General features: G+C 39.5%; 13 protein-coding genes. 5 read left to right on the top strand and 8 right to left on the bottom strand.

What is annotated here, in order from left to right:
* The 6 genes from DBU79_RS06020 to glmU all read right to left on the bottom strand — a co-directional run bounded on the left by DBU79_RS06020 (position 1) and on the right by glmU (position 6,850).
* Complete coding sequence (locus DBU79_RS06020) at positions 1-768, bottom strand: sulfite exporter TauE/SafE family protein (RefSeq protein ID WP_154411861.1); 768 nt, start codon at positions 766-768, stop codon at positions 1-3.
* 97 nt (positions 769-865) lie between these two features.
* Positions 866-1,813: a Gfo/Idh/MocA family protein gene (locus DBU79_RS06015; protein ID WP_154411860.1), complete on the bottom strand. Its 948-nt coding sequence runs from the start codon at positions 1,811-1,813 to the stop codon at positions 866-868.
* Between the two features lie 61 nt (positions 1,814-1,874).
* Positions 1,875-4,241, bottom strand: a complete 2,367-nt coding sequence (locus DBU79_RS06010) for a ribonucleoside-diphosphate reductase subunit alpha (protein ID WP_154411859.1) — start codon at positions 4,239-4,241, stop codon at positions 1,875-1,877.
* A 157-nt stretch (positions 4,242-4,398) separates the two neighbouring features.
* Positions 4,399-4,902, bottom strand: coding sequence for a hypothetical protein (locus DBU79_RS06005; protein ID WP_075645635.1), 504 nt, complete (start codon positions 4,900-4,902; stop codon positions 4,399-4,401).
* Between the two features lie 39 nt (positions 4,903-4,941).
* Positions 4,942-5,262 carry a pantothenate kinase gene (locus DBU79_RS06000; protein ID WP_154411858.1) on the bottom strand — a complete coding sequence of 107 codons (321 nt, stop codon included), beginning with the start codon at positions 5,260-5,262 and terminating at the stop codon, positions 4,942-4,944.
* A 286-nt stretch (positions 5,263-5,548) separates the two neighbouring features.
* Entirely contained in the window at positions 5,549-6,850 is a 1,302-nt protein-coding gene (gene glmU / locus DBU79_RS05995) for a bifunctional UDP-N-acetylglucosamine diphosphorylase/glucosamine-1-phosphate N-acetyltransferase GlmU (protein WP_154411857.1), read from the bottom strand.
* Between the two features lie 81 nt (positions 6,851-6,931).
* Here glmU and fliP point away from each other — a divergent pair, with 81 nt between their 5' ends.
* Positions 6,932-7,678, top strand: a complete 747-nt coding sequence (fliP, locus tag DBU79_RS05990; RefSeq protein ID WP_154411856.1) for a flagellar type III secretion system pore protein FliP — start codon at positions 6,932-6,934, stop codon at positions 7,676-7,678.
* A 39-nt stretch (positions 7,679-7,717) separates the two neighbouring features.
* On the opposite strand, the gene DBU79_RS05985 is transcribed toward fliP, so the two are convergent.
* Entirely contained in the window at positions 7,718-10,021 is a 2,304-nt protein-coding gene (locus tag DBU79_RS05985) for a TonB-dependent receptor family protein (protein WP_154411855.1), read from the bottom strand.
* A gap of 247 nt (positions 10,022-10,268) precedes the next feature.
* On the bottom strand, positions 10,269-12,197 hold the full coding sequence (gene feoB, locus DBU79_RS05980) for a ferrous iron transport protein B (protein WP_154411854.1): 1,929 nt from the start codon (positions 12,195-12,197) through the stop codon (positions 10,269-10,271).
* 124 nt (positions 12,198-12,321) lie between these two features.
* On the opposite strand from feoB, the gene DBU79_RS05975 reads away from it, so the two are divergent.
* From DBU79_RS05975 to DBU79_RS05960, 4 genes are all read left to right on the top strand, one after another.
* Complete coding sequence (locus tag DBU79_RS05975; protein WP_412018770.1) at positions 12,322-13,152, top strand: 3'-5' exonuclease; 831 nt, start codon at positions 12,322-12,324, stop codon at positions 13,150-13,152.
* A 380-nt stretch (positions 13,153-13,532) separates the two neighbouring features.
* Positions 13,533-14,708: an acetyl-CoA C-acetyltransferase gene (locus DBU79_RS05970; RefSeq protein ID WP_154411853.1), complete on the top strand. Its 1,176-nt coding sequence runs from the start codon at positions 13,533-13,535 to the stop codon at positions 14,706-14,708.
* Between the two features lie 10 nt (positions 14,709-14,718).
* The gene (locus tag DBU79_RS05965; RefSeq protein ID WP_154411852.1) at positions 14,719-15,417 is read left to right on the top strand and encodes a CoA transferase subunit A; all 699 of its coding nucleotides are present in this window, start codon (positions 14,719-14,721) and stop codon (positions 15,415-15,417) included.
* A complete protein-coding gene (locus tag DBU79_RS05960) occupies positions 15,414-16,037 on the top strand; it encodes a 3-oxoacid CoA-transferase subunit B (RefSeq protein ID WP_001206254.1) in 624 nt (207 codons plus the stop codon). Before DBU79_RS05965 ends, DBU79_RS05960 begins: the two co-directional genes overlap by 4 nt.
* Positions 16,038-16,055: the final 18 nt, after the last annotated feature.

Genomic DNA, 16,055 nt, shown 5'->3' with positions numbered 1-16,055 from the left:
TTAAAAAAAGAGTTTGTATAAAATAATCAATAATGACAAGCCATACACCCCTAAAATCAAAGCTTTATGCATTTTTTCATTCAAAAGCCCCATGATCCATTTAATCCCAATGCTCACGCCCATAACTGATCCTAAGCCCACAATCGCTCCTGCTACTAGCACTTCTTTATTGATGATGTGGTGATATATTAAAGAAAAAGCTCCTGAAATAGAAGAAAACAGAATAAAAAATAACCCCAACGCCACGCATTTTTTAGAATCATACCCTAAAAAATAATGCATCAAAGGCACCATGAGCATCCCCCCACCAATCCCTAAAGTGATAGCAAAAAACCCTGTGAGCGCGCCAATTAAAAATAATTTTAAACCTTGCAAATGGTAGCGTTTAGTGTCCGTTATCAAATCTTTTTTTTTGGGTTTTAAAACAAATTGGATCATAGAATACACGACTAAAAGTGCGAAAATAACCATTAAAATTTTACTGGAAACGATTTTTAAAATGAATCCGCTAAAACTCGCCCCTATCAGCCCCCCTGCCCCTATCAACAAGCCTAAAGAAAAATCAAGCGATTTTTTTTTGAAATTCAAAACAGAGCCAACGAACGATGAAAGCGCCATTTGCAAAATGGAAATGCCAATGGATTCTTCAAAAGAATGCCCGGTTGCGAGCATGATAGGGACAATGATCATCCCCCCACCAATGCCAAAAATCCCTGATAGAATGCCAGTAAAAAGCCCTATCGCTATGTATAACGCATAAATACCCATAAAAACCCTTAAAAAAGTAAAAACCCTCTTAAAAGAAAATTAAAAACAACCCTATTTTAATCAAACACCAATAACCAAAACCCCCTAAACAACGCTTTTATTGGTCTGTTTTGTTTTTGCAACACAAAGTATGCGAATCTTCATTGGGTTCGCTGACTGGGAGGTTTCTTAATTCATAAGCCAGTTTAATAGACGCCATAGCGTCATCTAAACCAAACCCCCCTTGAGCTAAAATCTGTTTGTAGCTTTCTATATACAGATTATCAAAGCCCTGCGTGAGATTGACTTCTTCGCCCTCTAGGATCATTTTATGATAAACTTTCTCTTTAGCCACTCCCATGTGTTCTGGATTGATGGAAAAAAACCATCTTATTTTAGCATGCTCTAAAAAGAGTATCCCCCCTACGCAATCAGGCTCTTCTTTATTGATAACCTTATCTTTAACGCCTCCAAACAAATATAATAAAGTGTCAAAAATATTCATTCCCATTTGAGTGGCTAACCCTCCGCTCTTATTCACATCCGCTCGCCATGAAGAAAAATACCATTTCCCTTGAACGCTGATATAAGTGAGCGTGATGTCAAACACCTTGCTAGGGTTTTTTTCTAATTCGCTTTTAATTTTTTCTTTTAAGGCCAGCGTGTCGCAATGCAAACGCAAGGGCAAAAGACTAAACACCCTTTTTTGGTATTTCACCTCTAAATCTTTCAATTCTTGTATTTCGCTAGGGTCTAAAACTAAGGGTTTTTCACAAATCACATGCATGCCGTTTCTTAACCCGAAACGGATGTGATCAAAATGCGTGTGCGTGGGCGTGCAAACACTCAAATAGCTGATTTCTTTACCCATAGCCCTAGATTGCTCTAAATGCTTTTCAAAATCTTCAATATTGGTAAAAAACTCTGATTGCGCGAAATACTCATCTAAAACCCCCACACTATCATGAATATCAAAAGAGCAATCCAAAAAATGCCCTGTATCTCTAATCGCTTGCAAGTGCTTGGGAGCGATAAACCCCCCTGAACCAATCATAGCAAAAAGCATTCATCTTCCTTAAATAATTTTGAATCTCATTTTAGCAAAGATTAGCTTATTTAAGCTTATATTATTGGCAATTAAAACACTCCACCGATCGATCCAACACGCTTTTTTCATCTATGCTAGGGCTTTCGCTACGCAAATAATAAGTGGATTTTAGCCCTAATTTCCAAGCGAGCGTGTAGATTTCATGCAAGGTTTTACCGCTGGCGTTTTCTATGCGTAAAAACACATTAATGCTTTGGCCTTGATCGATCCATTTTTGGCGCACGGCCGCTGCTTTAATCAAATCTTTAGCGTCAATATCATAAGCTGATGTGTAAAAATTCCAGGTTTCTGTGCTCAAATTAGGCACTACAACTGGAATTAGCCCGCTCAAATTTTCTTCAAACCATTTTTTCTTATAAATGGGTTCAATCGTTTGGGTTGTGCCTACTAAAATAGAAATAGAGCTTGTGGGAGCGATCGCCATTAAATAGCCATTACGCATGCCATTGGCTTTGACTTTTTCCCTCAAACCTTGCCAATCGCAAGCGTGGTTAAAAAGCCCTTTTTCGGTGAGCTTTAAGGCTTCATTATTGGCTTTATCAATGGGGAAAACCCCCTTACTCCATTCTGAATTTTCAAAATCCTTATAAACCCCTTTTTCTTTCGCTAAATTCGCGCTCGTGTCAATCGCATGGTAGCTGATTTGCTCCATTAAAGCGTCAATTTTTTCTAAATGCTCTTTAGACCCCCAAGCGATTTGATGTTCTGCGAGCATTTGCGCTTCACCCATAACCCCTAACCCTATAGCTCTATTTTGCAAATTAGTGGCTTTGACTTTGCGGTTGGGGTAGAAATTCAAATCAATCACATTGTCTAATAGCCTAACTATGATCGGCACAACCCTTTTAATGTCTTCTTCAGTGTTGATCTTGCTTAAATTGATGCTTGCTAGATTACACACCGCTGTTTGCCCGTCTTTAGCGACTTTAGTAGCGATATAGATTTGCTTGCCCTTAAGAATATCCGTGCTAGTGAGCTTGTTGGCGCATTTAGTGATATGATTATCTGTCGTTACCAACTGCTTTTCTTCAAAAAACTCTATGGCGCCATCGGTGTATTCTATTTGCATGTAGTAGTGGTTAGGCGCGGTATTTTGAAAAATCTCTGTGCACAGATTGCTGGATCGAATAATGCCTGCATGAGCGTTTGGATTGCACCGATTGGCGTTATCTTTAAAGGCTAAGAAAGGCAAGCCAGCTTCAAAATAATTCATTAAGATTTTTTTCCATAAATCTTTAGCGTTAATGTATTCTTTAATGATTTTAGGATCTTTTTCATACTCTAAGTAGCGTTTTTCAAAATCCTGCCCATAAAGCTCAGTCAAATCCTTACACTCATAAGGGTCAAACAAAGTCCACATCGCATCTTCTAAAACCCTTTTCATAAACAAATCGCACACCCAAAGAGCCGGGAATAAATCATGCGCTCTTCGCCTTTCATCGCCGCTATTTTTCCTTAAATCAATGAACTCCATCACATCAATGTGCCAAATTTCTAAATACACCGCAATCGCGCCCTTTCGTGTGCCTAATTGATCCACCGCAATCGCCACATCATTAGCGATTTTTAAAAAAGGGATCGTGCCAGCGCTCGCATTTTTATGCCCATCAATATAACTCCCAATAGAACGCACCAAAGAAAAATCCCAGCCAATCCCTCCGCCGTATTTGGACAACAGTGCCATTTCCTTATAGCTGTCAAAAATCCCCTCAATATTATCCGGCGTGCTGCCAATATAGCATGAGCTTAGCTGGTGCTTGGTGGTGCGAGCGTTCGCTAGAGTGGGAGTCGCACACATCGCTTCAAACTTGCTTAAAACTTCATAAAATTCTAAAGCGATTTTATTGGGTTCTTGTTCGTTTTGCGCTAAAAACATCGCAATGCTCATAAACATGTGTTGGGGCAATTCAATAGGGTTGTTGTTGGCGTCTTTTAACAAATAGCGATCATACAAGGTTTTAATCCCTAAATAATTGAACTGGAAATCCCTTTCAGGCTTGATCTGGCTATTTAAAAACTCTAAATCAAATTTTTCCTTAAAGCCCTTAAGGATGCGGCCCTTTTCTTCAGCGTTTTCAAAATACTCTTTCAAATGCCTATACCCTGTAAAACCACTTACTTTATGGTATAAATCATACAAAAAAAGCCTTGAAGCGACAAAGCTCCAATTAGGCGTGTCAATATCTATCTTATCCACAGCGGTTTTAATCAGAGTTTGTTGGATTTCTTCAGTAGTGATCTTATCCCTGAATTGCAACCTCGCATCCACTTCCAGCTCACTTTGGCTCACGCCCTCTAAATTGTCCGTAGCGTCCTTAGTGTATTTTTGGATTTTTGTAATGTCTAAAGGCTCAATGCGCCCGTTTCGTTTAACCACCGTAATCAAAATTTTTCCTTTGAATTAAATCGTTTGTTTTTTAAATTTGGAATTGTATCAATAAAAAACTTAAGAAAAAGAAAAGTTCAAGTTGGATCTGTTCTATTAATGAGAATAAGTTTTAATGTTTTTATTCCCCCCTCCATTTAATGCTGTTTGGGTTAAATCACCACCCCCATTTAGCGCAAAGCTTAAGAAAACCTTGAAACCCCAAAATGACCAAACCCTCTACAAGAAAGTTGCTAGGATGCCCACAATACGCCGAAATCTCATGGATAGCGATAATAAAGGGCATTATTGAAAGCACCATATAAAAATCCCTCAGTCTTGCTCCTAACACAGCGTCATAAAACGCACCAAAAAGCCTAGCCTTAAAAATGGCTTTAAAAAACTTGGGGAACCCTTGCCAAGTTTCAATAATGAAATAACCTACCGACCTGCCTTTTGGGTTGAACAAAAGATTAGACAATAAAGCCGCTATTAGAATCGTTAGCCACACATAGTAACTATCTTTAGGGTTGAAAATCGGATCACCAACATCTGAGCGATAAAGAGCTGTTCTAAAAACTATGGAGTAACAAATTATAATAACCAAAACCGTTGCCACACTGTATTCAGTATGATTCAAACGCTCTTTTGAGCCATTCAAATTCTCTTTTGTAGTATCCATGCTATTTCCTTTCCCCTCATCACCTTGGCTCATTTAAGATCACCAAGCATGCCCAAAACTATAGCCGTAATCATAAAGATCACGGATAGGTTCTCTTGGGGCTTGTGGTTCTTTAGTTTGAGGCTCTCTATCAACGCCACGGATATAATCTTCTACCCTATCGCCTACTTCAGACCCAATATATCCTCCTATTGCACTACCAACAAATCCGCCCATTTTATCACCAACAAAACCCCCAACACCACCCCCTATAAATTTGCCTAATTCACCCCTTGCCTCTATTTTAGGACTAGCTACAGCCGCATTAGCCATTGCACCGCATAAAACCACTACACAACTAAATGCTTTTAATCCACTCATAACAAATCCTTTCATAAAATTGAGATTCAAGGCATGTTTGGCACACCCTGATAAGAATATTTATACCACAACCCTATTTAAAAGCGTTGTTACAGATCAGCAAAAGATCACAAGAAGCTCAATAAGTGTTTTGTTTATACACAAATTACAGGATTAAAATAAATGATTATAGTGGTTTTTGGATTTTTCATTATTGAAGCAAATTTAAAAGGATAAAAAGAGAACTTTTTAATCCATTAAAAATACGCTTAATAAGGTTTTAAAACAGCAATTCTTTTCAAGCTCTTTAAGGCTTCTTAAAAAACTTAAAATACCCGTTTTCAATGTTAGTTTGAGGGGCGCGTGAAAGGCTTAACGAACCGCTAGGAATGTCTTTAGTGATGGTGGTGCCGCTGCCGATTAAGACATTAGAGCCGATGTTTATAGGGGCGACTAGCTGGCTATCGCTCCCTATAAAGACATTTTCACCGATGATCGTTTGGTGCTTCTTTTTGCCATCGTAATTGCAAGTGATCACGCCAGCCCCTACATTTGTGTTTTTCCCTATCTCACAATCCCCTAAATAGCTCAAATGCCCTGCTTTAGCGCCTTGAAGTTTAGCGTTCTTAGTTTCTACAAAATTCCCCACATGGCTATTGCAAATCACACTTTTAGGGCGCGCATGGGCAAACGGCCCCACACTGCTATTAATGATCTGGCTCTCTTCTATCACGCTATAAGCCTTAATATGCGCATTTTCTATTAAGCAATTCCCAATCAAACGCACCCCTTGCTCTAAAACGCACTCCCCCTTAAAACTCACGCCTTTTTCTAAATAAATGCTATTAGGCAATTGCATCGCTACCCCCAAGTCCATGGCGTTTTTTCGCAGTCTTTCTAGCATGATTTCTTCAGCTTTCGCCCTTTCTGTTTGGCTATTCACCCCTAAAAAGCACTCTTCTTCTAAGAAAATAGCGTCAATGGTTTCGTTTTCGTTGATTCCTAGGGCGATTAAATCCGTGAGGTAGTATTCTTTTTGGGCGTTTTGGTCATGGAGCTTGGGTAAGTATTTTTCTAAAAACTCCCTTTCAAACCCATACACGCCAGCATTCACGCTTTTAATGGTTTTTTCTCCATCATTAGCGTCCTTTTCTTCTACAATCTTTTTAACCTGATAATCTTCTAAAATAACGCGCCCATAACCTTTAGGGTCAGCCAAATGGAGTAAGCCTATAGCGTTATTATGGCTTTTTAATAAGGGGGCGAGAGCGTCTTTAGTGATTAAGGGCATGTCCGCATTCAAAATCAAAACCCGCTCATGTTTCGTGGGAATAGGCGTTTTATCTTCTTGCATGATAGCCCCACCCGTCCCTGAATATTTTTCCACGATTTGAGTGTGGAAAATTACGCCCTTAAAACGCTTCAACACCGCTTCTTTAATGCGTTCTTGTTGGTGGTGCAAGATGAGATGCACATCATCGCTGATTGAAAAGGCTGTTTCTAAAATGTAAAACAACATAGGCTCCCCGCAAATCGTGTGTAAAGTTTTAGGCAGGCTAGAATGCATGCGAGTGCCTTTACCAGCGGCCAGTATGATGACAGAAAGCATTAAAATCCTTTTTTTAGGGAATTTTAACATGCCTTATCTTATAATTTGGCTTCGTTTCATCAAAGATTTAAGGCTAGAATTTTGCGTTTTTTCATTTTTTTAATCCTCATTTGCCCTTTAATATGCCCTTTAATGAGCGCTGATAGTGCATTGCCCAGCGTCAATCTCTCTTTAAACGCTCCTAATGATCCTAAACAGCTTGTAACCACCCTTAATGTCATCGCCCTACTCACGCTGTTAGTTTTAGCCCCATCATTGATTTTAGTGATGACGAGTTTCACCCGTTTGATCGTGGTGTTTTCTTTTTTAAGGACCGCTTTAGGCACGCAACAAACCCCACCCACTCAAATTTTAGTCTCGCTCTCTTTGATATTGACTTTTTTCATCATGGAACCTAGCTTGAAAAAGGCTTATGACACAGGGATTAAGCCTTATATGGATAAAAAGATTTCTTACACCGAAGCGTTTGAAAAAAGCGCTCTGCCTTTCAAAGAATTCATGCTTAAAAACACACGAGAAAAGGATCTAGCCCTTTTTTTTAGGATTAGAAATCTCCCTAACCCTAAAACCCCTGATGAGGTGAGTTTGAGCGTTTTAATCCCGGCATTCATGATAAGCGAGTTGAAAACAGCGTTTCAAATCGGCTTTTTACTCTACTTGCCTTTTTTGGTGATTGATATGGTTATCAGCTCTATTTTAATGGCGATGGGCATGATGATGCTCCCGCCTGTAATGATTTCTCTGCCTTTTAAAATTTTAGTGTTTATTCTGGTAGATGGGTTTAATTTATTGACCGAGAATTTAGTGACGAGTTTTAAAATGGTTTAATATTAACAAGCATTCAAGCGATGAAAGCTTGAAGCTAGTTTAAAACTCATAATTCAAATACGCTGTAATGGATCTCCCTGGTGCGGGCTCTCTTCCTGTAGGGCTTGTGCCAATTCCCCTAAAATAATACTTCATGTTGAAAAGGTTATTGATTTGCAAACTCCCGGTGATTTTATGCCTACCGCTTTGCCATAAGATTGAGCTTACTTGGACATTCAACACAAAATACAAGGGCAATAACCCCACTGAATTACAACCATACTCTAACCCCCCTGTGTATTCTGGGTTTAAGGGCAGGCACACGGTTTGATCTTTAGCTTGATTGAGCATGGAACTATAAGCGCGGCTATAAAAATAACTGCTGATTCCAAAAGTCGTGTGCTTGTAAGTATACATCATGTCAAATATGAATTGGTTAGGACTCACATAAGGCAAACGCTTCCCTTTAATGTCAAAGGGTTTATTGACAATGCCTGTAAAATAATAAGCAATATCATCAGCGTTAGAAGTGATGCGCGCATCAATGTAAGTGTAAGCCACATGGAATTGCAAACCCCTAATCGGAGCGTAATACAATTCCAATTCCACCCCTTGACTCCTAGCGTTAATAGGCTGTGGGCTATAGCCTCCCGCATAGTAACGATTGGCAAAAATCACAAAATAATTGGTATTAAAGCTCAACAGATTTTTATAACTATAGCGTTGCCCCACTTCAATTTCATTGAAAATTTGGTTGTAATTAGTCCTAGTAATGCCTAGCATTGTATGTTGTGGGGGGATAAAACTGCGGCGGTAGTTCGCATACCATATCCAATTTTCCATAGGTTTATAGCCAATGTTAAGGGCGGGACTCCATTCGTTTTGACGCTTTTTTGTAGTCTTCCATACAGAAAAATCATGCTTTTCTGGCTCTTTGTTGTTATAGTTCAAAAAAGTGTATCTAAGCCCTGGAGTTATCACCAATTTAGAATCAAAAAGCTCTATTTTATCGCTCAACCATACCGCTGTATAGTTGTTAAACAGGTTTTGATTGTTGCTGGGTTTTTTAGAAAGAACATATGGGGGCATGTGGCACACCCCATTAAAAATATCTGTTTTTTCGCATGTGCTTTGATCCAATCTGAAATACATATCCATTGTCATAAAACGCATGCCCACATTAAAAGTTTGCTTAACTTTATTGGTATTGACGACTAAGTTCAAATTAGGCTCAAAAGCGTTCATTATGTAACGCCTTAAATGATCAAAGATGAAAAATCCTGCATAATTTTGATTGGTATAAACAGGGCCTAATTTAGGATTGGTGTTGACATTCAAAAAATTAGAATCAAATTGAAAATCCCTTGACATGTCATGCCCATAGTAACTGAAAGTGAAATCCCCACCTACCCTATCCGTGTCCCCAAAAAAGTTTTGATACACAGCCCCCCATCGCTTTGCTCTCCCGCTTTTATTGTTATTAGGGCGGTTGTTTTGAAAACGATTTTGATTATACGCTTCTATGCCTAAAGATCCGGGGTCTGCCATAAAATAATTATAGTATTGGAAAAAAGCGGTGATCTTATTGCTATCATTGATTTGATACAATGAATCTAACATGTAGTTTTGAATGTTGGTAGGGCTGTTGTATCTAAACCCTTGCCCTTTGAGCCAATTGACTTGAGCTTGGATTCCAAAATGCTTATTCATCATGCCCCCTGTTCTTAAGTAAGTGTCAAAAAGCATGTTATTGGCTAAGCTCTTGTCAAGGTTTTTAGAATTTTGATTGAAAAAGCCCCCATTTTCAGATTTGCCCCAAAAAGTGGCCCTCTCGCTCACCTGACTTTCCCACTTGGTAGGAATGCCCTTAGTGATCACATTAATCACACCGCCAAAAACATTAGGGCCATAACGCACGCTCTCCCCGCCCTTGGTTACGCTGATTCTATCTACAGATTGAAAGGTTACAGGGAAAATAGGAATGCTAATATCAACATAGGGCGCGACATAAATGGGGATCCCATTGACTAAAACCATAGCCGTATTGGAATGCCCTGAACTCCCCCCACCAAAGCCCCTAACAGAAAAGCTAGGCACAGCTCCAATACCGGTAGCGTTTCTAATATGCACGCCTGGCACATTTTGCAAAGCTTCTTCAATGCTCTGATTGGCGCTTTTAGTGAGTTGCTTGTTAGAAATCACCGTGCGAGAACCCATATAGTTTCTAACTTCCTTACTCCTCCAGCTTAAAGGCGCTTCTTTATCGTTAGCCACCCCTGAAGCTTCTACCCTTTCCAAATTATGAGTTTTGACAGCATGCGCGCTATGACTCAAAACAACCAAAGAGACTAAAATTCTTTTCATTTACCACCTTTTATGAAAAATGTTCATTTTTACAACAAGGTGTAATTTATAATAACCATTATTAGTTTTAGCTTAAATTTTGAGACAATTATTATTTAAATTAAATTAATAGCTTTTTTTATTAAAAATGCCGATTAATGCGAATGTTTATAGAAAAGATTGGGAGAAAAATAAAAATAAAAATTTTTTAATATTTCTAATGGGGTGAATTTTAAACCAATAAAGGGTTTTTAAACCCTTTTAGCCCTTAAACCAAAATTTGAGTTGCATAAAAAGCTATCAAGGAAAACGCATACGCTACAACGGTTGTGAAGATGAATAAATACGCTACAAACTTGATCCCCCCAGCTTCCCTACCAAAAGTAATGGTCGCTGCAAAACAAGGGATATAAAACATCACAAACACGATAAAAGCGATCCCGCTAGGCACGCTGACTTCTTTTCTTAAGATCTCTCTAAAAGCGTCAGATTTTTCATTTTGATCCCCTAGAGAAAACAACACCCCCAAAGTAGAAACCACCACCTCTTTAGCCATAAATCCGGTTACAAGCGAGACGCTCAAACGCCAATCAAAATCCATAGGGCTAAAGACTTTTTCCAAATACGCCCCGCCTCTTCCTACGATGCTATTTTTTAAATTCTTTTGATCCAGTTTGGCTTTTAATTCTTTTAATTTTTCTTCTTTAACTTCGCTTGAAAGGGTGGTGTCTTTATCCACTAATAAGCTTTCTTGTTTATAAGTTTTCATAGCCGCATCGCTTTTAGGGTATTGAGACATAAACCAGATTAAAATCGCTCCCACTAAAATATAAGTCCCGGCCTTTTTAAGGTAAGAAAGCGATTTGGTATAGATACTGAAATAGACCATTCTCCAACTGGGCAAGCGGTATTTGGGCATTTCCATAATGAAAGATTCGGTCTGTCCTTTAAACACGCTTAATTTGAGTAATTTGGCCATCACTAATGCTACAACCGCCCCCAAAATATAAATACAAAACAGCACAAACCCCGCGCTTGAAGAAGGGAAAAACGAGCCTACAAACAGCACATAAATAGGCAACCTTGCCGAGCAACTCATAAAGCCGATCACAAAAAGCGTGATCAATCGTTCGTTATAATTTTGTAAGGTTCTTGTCGCCATGTAAGCGGGTACTGAGCAGCCAAAACCGGTGATTAAAGGGATAAAACTCTTCCCATGCAAGCCAAATTTATGCAAGATTCCATCCAGTAAAAACGCTACCCTACTCATATAGCCTGTCGTCTCTAGTAAAGAAATCCCAAAATACAACACCACAATTAAAGGCAAGAATGAAACCGTCGCTCCCACTCCCCCAATAATGCCATCGCCCACCAAAGACGCTAAATCTTCATTAGCCACATTTTCTTTAATACTATCGCTCAAAAACTTGAACCCCTCTTCAAGCGCTTTTTGCACTCCCCCCCCTATTAAAAAGCTCAAGGAAAAAATGACAAACATAAACCCTAAAAAAATGAAAATCCCATAACGCGGGTGCATTAAAATCTTATCAATCTTATAAGTGTGTTCAAAACTCGCATTTTGTTTGTTTTCACTGATCACTGATTGAGCGATTCTTTGAGCGCTCTGGCTGTATTTTAAAGACTCCTTAAAGCTTTGAGATGGGACTTTTATGCTTTCGTTGTTTGTAGCGTTTTGAGAATAAAGCCTGACAATTTCATCTAATAAAAGCTCGGTGTTCAAGCGATCTTCTTTGGATCTTGCGCTTGTTGGCACGCACACAACCCCTAATTCTTGAGAAAGCTTTTCTGTATTGATTTTAATGCCCTCTTTTTGCGCCTCATCCCACATGTTGAGCGCAAGAAGCATTTTTTTATTCGTGTCTAATAGCTGCGCGCTTAAGGCTAAATTACGCTCTAAATTGGTGGAATCCACCACATTAAGAATGAGATCGTATTGCCCTTTTTCTAAAAAATCTTTAGTAACCTTCTCTTCAGTGGTGAAGTCATTGAGCGCGTAAGTGCCAGGTAGATCAATGATAGTGATTTGATGCTCTTTATGGATCAAACTCACTTCCATTTTATCCACGGTAACCCCAGCAAAATTCCCCACTTTCAAATGGGCGTTACTCAAAGCGTTGATGAGGGACGATTTCCCCACATTAGGCTGGCCCACAAGGGCGATAGTGATTTCTTTCATTGGGTTTGAATGCTCCGCATTAAAGTTTTTTAATTTTTGGTTATATCGTTTTTAGATTAAAAGTCAGCACTATAGCGCTATAAGACTAATTGTTATATAATAAAAGCGAGACAAGAATATTAAAATGCGAAAGAGGCGTGTGATGTTGTGCGTGTTTGATATAGAAACCATTCCTAGCGTGAGCTTGTGTAAAGAGCATTTTCAATTAAAAGAAGACGATGCGCTAAAAATCTGTGAATGGAGTTTTGAAAAACAAAAAGAAAAAAGCGGGAGCGAGTTTTTACCCCTTTATTTGCATGAAATTATCTCTATTGCAGCGGTCATTGGCGATGATTACGGGCAGTTTGTCAAAGTGGGGAATTTTGGTCAAAAACACGAGAATAAAGAGGGTTTTACAAGCGAAAAAGAGCTTTTAGAAGACTTTTTTAGATACTTTAACGAAAAACAACCGCGCCTAATAAGCTTCAATGGCAGAGGTTTTGATATGCCTCTACTCACGCTCAAAGCCCTTAAATACAATTTAACCTTAGACGCTTTTTACAGCCAAGAAAACAAATGGGAAAATTACCGCGCGCGTTATAGCGAGCAGTTTCATTTGGATTTAATGGATAGCTTGAGCCATTATGGATCCGTTAGGGGGTTGAATTTGAATGGCATTTGCTCTATGATGAATATTCCTGGTAAATTTGATGTGAGCGGGGATTTAGTGCATGCGATTTATTACAATCCCCATTTAAGCCAAAAGGAGAAAAAAGGCATTATTGATGGCTATTGCCAAAGCGATGTGCTTAACACTTACTGGCTTTTTTTAAAATACGAAGTGTTAAAAGGGGCTTTAAATAAGGAGCAATACCTTGGGCTATTGAATGATTTTTTAGAAAAATTCCCTAAAGAAAAATCCTATTCAAGCGTTTTTATTAACGCTTTAGAGAAAGAAATTAGGGAGTTTGCTTAAACCTTATTGGATAATCAAAACCAATCAGTATAAAACCAAGTGTTAGCAAAGCCATTATCATTTATTACTAGAATATAAAGATGAAAATATATGTATTTATACTAATTTATGCGCTAATAAAACTTTTAGTTTTTAATAAATAATATAGTCTATCATTAAGACAGGCTATAGCTTAACAACTAATAATTATAGTTTTAAACTAATTTGTGTTGAATGAAAAATTGTGCAATAATCATTGAACGATAAGAATAATATTTTTGTGAAAAAAATAAACGGATCGCTCTCAATCTAAAACAAAACCTAAAACAGAATAAAACTTATTAGGGTTTCAATCACTTAAAAGTGATACTATGATGAGTAAATCAACTTAAAGGCAAAACATGAATGAAGTGGTTATAGTGGCGGCAAAGCGTAGCGCTGTAGGGAGTTTTTTAGGCTCTCTAAAGAATGTAGGCGCTAGAGAAATGGGTGTTTGCGTGCTTAAAGATGCTTTGAATGCGATCTCTCTTAAGCCTAGCGATGTGGATTCCGTCATTTTAGGCAATGTTTTAGGTGCTGGTTTGGGTCAAAATATCGCCAGACAGATCCAACTAGACGCCGGTATCCCTAATGACAAAAACGCTTTTAGCGTCAATATGGTTTGTGGATCGTCTATGAAAGCCATTCAATTAGCGCATGACAGCATCATGCTTGGGCGCGATGAGGTGGTGGTGTGCGGTGGCGTGGAGAACATGAGCGCAGCGCCCTATCTGTCGTTTGATATGCGAGAGGGGAAAAGAATGGGGAATGCGAACATGATAGATTCCATGATACATGACGGGCTATGGGATGCGTTCAATGATTACCACATGGGGATCACCGCTGATAATGTCGCTCAAGCATACCACATAAGCCGAGAAGATCAAGATAATTTCGCGCTCCAATCGCAACTCAAAGCAAGAACCGCCATCAATGCAGGGAAATTCCAAGAAGAAATCACGCCTATTGAAATAGCGAATAAAAAAGGCGTGGTGGTTTTTAAAGAAGACGAATACCCTAGAGACACGACGCTAGAATCCCTTGCAAAGCTCAAACCCGCTTTCAAAAAAGACGGATCGGTAACGGCAGGGAATTCATCAGGGATCAATGATGGCGCGAGTATTATCATTTTATGCAGCGCTAAAAAAGCCCAAACATTGGGGTTAAAAGCCATGGCCACTATCAAGGGGTTTGGTTTGGGTGGTTGCAGTCCGGATATAATGGGTATATGCCCTAGCATCGCTATTAAAAACAACCTTAAAAATGTCAAAATGAATCTCAACGACATCAATCTTTTTGAACTCAATGAAGCTTTTGCCGCACAAAGCATCGCCGTGTTAAAAGAGCTTGAATTAAACCCTAATATCGTGAATGTGAATGGAGGCGCGATAGCGATTGGCCACCCTATTGGCGCGAGCGGCGCTAGGATATTAGTGACTTTATTGCATGAAATGAAAAGGAGCGGGCATGGCGTGGGTTGCGCGTCGTTGTGCGTGGGTGGCGGTCAAGGGCTATCAGTGGTAGTTGAACAAAAATAAGGAGAATGAGATGAATAAGGTTATAACCGATTTAGACAAAGCGTTGAGCGGGTTAAAAGATGGGGATACTATTTTAGTGGGCGGTTTTGGGCTGTGCGGGATACCCGAATACGCCATTGATTACATTTATAAGAAAGGCATTAAGGATTTGGTTGTCGTGAGCAATAATTGCGGCGTTGATGACTTTGGGCTTGGTATTCTTTTGGAAAAAAAGCAGATTAAAAAGATTATCGCTTCCTATGTGGGGGAGAATAAGATTTTTGAATCGCAAATGTTGAACGGAGAAATTGAAGTCGTTTTGACACCGCAAGGCACGCTGGCTGAAAACTTACGCGCTGGAGGGGCTGGGATACCCGCTTACTACACCCCAACAGGGGTTGGGACTTTAATCGCTCAAGGCAAGGAATCAAGGGAGTTTAACGGCAAGGAGTATATTTTAGAAAGAGCCATAACGGGCGATTATGGGCTTATCAAAGCCTATAAAAGCGACACTCTTGGGAACTTGGTGTTTAGAAAAACGGCCCGAAATTTCAACCCCTTGTGTGCGATGGCGTCAAAAATATGCGTCGCTGAAGTGGAAGAAATTGTCCCGGCCGGGGAATTAGACCCAGATGAAATACACTTGCCAGGAATCTATGTGCAACACATCTATAAGGGCGAGAAATTTGAAAAACGGATAGAAAAAACCACCACAAGGAGCACGAAATGAGAGAGGCCATCATTAAAAGAGCGGCAAAGGAATTAAAAGAGGGCATGTATGTGAATTTAGGGATAGGATTGCCCACGCTGGTGGCTAATGAAGTGAGCGGGATGAATATCGTTTTCCAAAGCGAGAACGGGCTATTAGGGATTGGTGCTTACCCTTTAGAAGGGGGCGTTGATGCGGATCTCATCAATGCAGGAAAGGAAACCGTAACCGTGGTGCCGGGCGCTTCGTTTTTCAATAGCGCGGATTCGTTTGCGATGATTCGTGGGGGGCATATTGATCTAGCGATTTTAGGGGGAATGGAAGTCTCGCAAAATGGGGATTTGGCTAATTGGATGATCCCTAAAAAACTCATAAAAGGCATGGGAGGGGCTATGGATTTGGTGCATGGCGCTAAAAAAGTGATTGTCATCATGGAGCATTGCAACAAATACGGGGAGTCTAAAGTGAAAAAAGAATGCTCATTGCCCTTAACGGGAAAAGGCGTGGTGCATCAATTGATAACGGATTTAGCGGTGTTTGAGTTTTCCAATAACGCCATGAAATTAGTGGAATTGCAAGAGGGGGTCAGCCTTGATCAAGTGAAAGAAAAAACAGAAGCTGAATTTGAAGTGCATCTATAGCTTATAAAAGGGGGTGTT

It is taken from the genome of Helicobacter pylori, from assembly GCF_009689985.1.
Taxonomy (GTDB): domain Bacteria; phylum Campylobacterota; class Campylobacteria; order Campylobacterales; family Helicobacteraceae; genus Helicobacter; species Helicobacter pylori_CG.
Note: the sequence above shows the minus strand (reverse complement) of the source record. Positions and strands in the feature narration are given on the sequence as shown.

Bases quoted from the DNA above. Each gene is read 5' to 3' on its own strand.
- DBU79_RS06020 (WP_154411861.1), bottom strand. From the start codon at position 768: ATGGGTATTTATGCGTTATACATAGCGATAGGGCTTTTTACTGGCATT.
- DBU79_RS06015 (WP_154411860.1), bottom strand. From the start codon at position 1,813: ATGCTTTTTGCTATGATTGGTTCAGGGGGGTTTATCGCTCCCAAGCAC.
- DBU79_RS06005 (WP_075645635.1), bottom strand. From the start codon at position 4,902: ATGGATACTACAAAAGAGAATTTGAATGGCTCAAAAGAGCGTTTGAAT.
- DBU79_RS06000 (WP_154411858.1), bottom strand. From the start codon at position 5,262: ATGAGTGGATTAAAAGCATTTAGTTGTGTAGTGGTTTTATGCGGTGCA.
- glmU (WP_154411857.1), bottom strand. From the start codon at position 6,850: ATGCTTTCTGTCATCATACTGGCCGCTGGTAAAGGCACTCGCATGCAT.
- DBU79_RS05985 (WP_154411855.1), bottom strand. From the start codon at position 10,021: ATGAAAAGAATTTTAGTCTCTTTGGTTGTTTTGAGTCATAGCGCGCAT.
- feoB (WP_154411854.1), bottom strand. From the start codon at position 12,197: ATGAAAGAAATCACTATCGCCCTTGTGGGCCAGCCTAATGTGGGGAAA.
- DBU79_RS05975 (WP_412018770.1), top strand. From the start codon at position 12,322: ATGCGAAAGAGGCGTGTGATGTTGTGCGTGTTTGATATAGAAACCATT.
- DBU79_RS05970 (WP_154411853.1), top strand. From the start codon at position 13,533: ATGAATGAAGTGGTTATAGTGGCGGCAAAGCGTAGCGCTGTAGGGAGT.
- DBU79_RS05965 (WP_154411852.1), top strand. From the start codon at position 14,719: ATGAATAAGGTTATAACCGATTTAGACAAAGCGTTGAGCGGGTTAAAA.
- DBU79_RS05960 (WP_001206254.1), top strand. From the start codon at position 15,414: ATGAGAGAGGCCATCATTAAAAGAGCGGCAAAGGAATTAAAAGAGGGC.